This window comes from Inquilinus sp. (assembly GCF_057815775.1).
In genome coordinates, this window is record NZ_JBYRFX010000387.1 from 1 (window position 1) to 1910 (window position 1910).

Genomic DNA, 1910 nt, shown 5'->3' on the forward strand with positions numbered 1-1910 from the left:
TCGACGCCAGAGCCGAACGCTCTAAGGTCCGACACCTCTTCCTCCCAATGCTTCCGCGATCGCCTGCACGACGCCCGTCAGCTCACGCATGACCTGGTCGTTGGAGAAGCGCATGACGCGGAATCCCTGGTCCTCCAGCCAATGCGTTCTCCGCGCATCGGCATCGATTGTCAGCTCGTGCGACGGCCCGTCGACCTCGATCACCAGCCGTGCCGAGAGACAGACGAAATCGACGATGTAGGGGCCGAGACGGTATTGGCGGCGGAAGCGAAGGCCGCCGACGCGCTTGTCCGGCAACTGGTGCCACAGCAGCTGCTCGGCATCGGTCTGGTTCTGCCGCAGGAAACGGACGCGGTGATCGGTCATCGGCGCGTTGCGTCGAAAACCCCCTCCCCCTACCCCCTCCCCCGAGGGGAGGGGGGACTCAATTTGGTGGCAACGCAATACCCGTTCAGCCCTAGCCCACCCGGAACTCTTCCCGGTGGATCGCGGTGCGCAGGCGGCCGTCGGCACCGACGACGCCGCGATACATGCCGTCGCAGTTGAAGGGCAGCGCGACGTTGCCCCGGGCATCGACCGCGATCAGGCCGCCAGAGCCACCGATCGGGCCGAGCAGGTCGAGCACCACCCCGTCCGCCGCCTGGGCCAAATCCTGCCCGGCCCAGCGCATGCGGGCGTCGATCTCGTGCCCGGCGGCGTAGCGGATGAAGAATTCGCCATGGCCGGTGCCGGAGACGGCGCAGGTGGCGTTGTCGGCCCAGGTGCCGGCGCCGATCACCGGGCTGTCGCCGATGCGGCCGGGGGTCTTGCCGGTCATGCCGCCGGTCGAGGTGGCGGCGGCGAGGTTGCCGGCGGCGTCGCAGGCCACGGCGCCGACCGTGCCGTGCTTGCGGGACTGGTCGCCATCGTCCGGCAGCGCCAGCCGGCGGCGCTCCAGCTCCGTCTGCAGGGCCTCCCATCGGGTGTCGGTGCGGAACCAGGACGGGTCCTTGTGCTCCAGCCCAGCGTCGCGGCAGAAGCGGCGCGCCCCCTCCCCCGCCATCAGCACATGTTCGGTCCGCTCCATCACCGCGCGGGCGGCCAGGATCGGGTGGCGCGGGCCGCAGATGCCGGCGACGGCGCCGGCGCGGCGGTCGCGCCCGTCCATCACGGCCGCATCCATCTCATTCTCGCCGGCGCTGGTGAAGACGGCGCCGCGCCCGGCGTTGAACAGCGGGTCGTCCTCCAGCGCCATGACGGCGGCGGTGACGGCGTCCAGCGCCGAACCGTCGGCGGCCAGCACCGCATGGCCGGCGGTGAGCGCATTGCGCAGGCCCTGGTGATAGGCATCCTGCCGCTCCGGCGTCATCGACGCCTTCAGGATGGTGCCGGCGCCGCCATGGATCGCCAGCACGGCACGGGATGGGTTGCTCATGGGAACCTCGGACTTAACGGAGGAAAGCGGACATCGCGGAAACCGCATTCATCCAGCGGATGGCGTCGGCGACGCTGGCGGCGGGAAAGGCCACCGTCACCCCGTCACGGCGTTCGGCCGGCGGCAGGGTGGCGGCGAGGTCGGCCAGGGCCGGGCCGCCCATCTCCAGCTCCAGCGTGTAGGGGCCGTCGATGCGGAAGGGCGCGATGGTGGCGGCGCGGCGGACGGCGCGGGCCGCGCCCTCGCGCAGGGCAGCCCGGGCGGCGACCACCGGCAGCGACCGGGCGGCGCGGTTGCCCAGCGCCTGCTTGACCTGGACGAACTCCGCCTGCGGGAAGTGGTCGCGCAGTTCGGCCACGCAGCGGTCGTCGCCGGAAACCATGGCCACCGGCACACCCAGGCTGCCGGCATGGGCGCCGTAGATCCCGGCCTCGCCCAGCGGCCGGCCGTTCAGCCGCACCGCGCGGAAGGCGAAGCCGTTGGTGGTGTGGGCCAG

Annotated in this window: 3 protein-coding genes; all 3 read right to left on the minus strand. The window is 71.8% G+C overall.

Annotated features, from left to right (window positions below; all coding sequences use genetic code 11):
* Positions 1 to 21: 21 nt before the first annotated feature.
* Positions 22 to 366, minus strand: coding sequence for an endonuclease domain-containing protein (locus AC3XYG_RS13990; RefSeq protein WP_489140450.1), 345 nt, complete (start codon positions 364 to 366; stop codon positions 22 to 24).
* A 91-nt stretch (positions 367 to 457) separates the two neighbouring features.
* Positions 458 to 1414, minus strand: a complete 957-nt coding sequence (locus AC3XYG_RS13995) for an isoaspartyl peptidase/L-asparaginase family protein (RefSeq protein WP_489140451.1) — start codon at positions 1412 to 1414, stop codon at positions 458 to 460.
* Between the two features lie 13 nt (positions 1415 to 1427).
* Positions 1428 to 1910 (minus strand): M55 family metallopeptidase (locus AC3XYG_RS14000; RefSeq protein WP_489140452.1); only part of this gene is annotated, 483 nt, incomplete at its 5' end.

Excerpts from the sequence above, each read along its gene's own strand:
- AC3XYG_RS13990 (WP_489140450.1), bottom strand. The coding sequence starts at position 366 with ATGACCGATCACCGCGTCCGTTTCCTGCGGCAGAACCAGACCGATGCC.
- AC3XYG_RS13995 (WP_489140451.1), bottom strand. The coding sequence starts at position 1,414 with ATGAGCAACCCATCCCGTGCCGTGCTGGCGATCCATGGCGGCGCCGGC.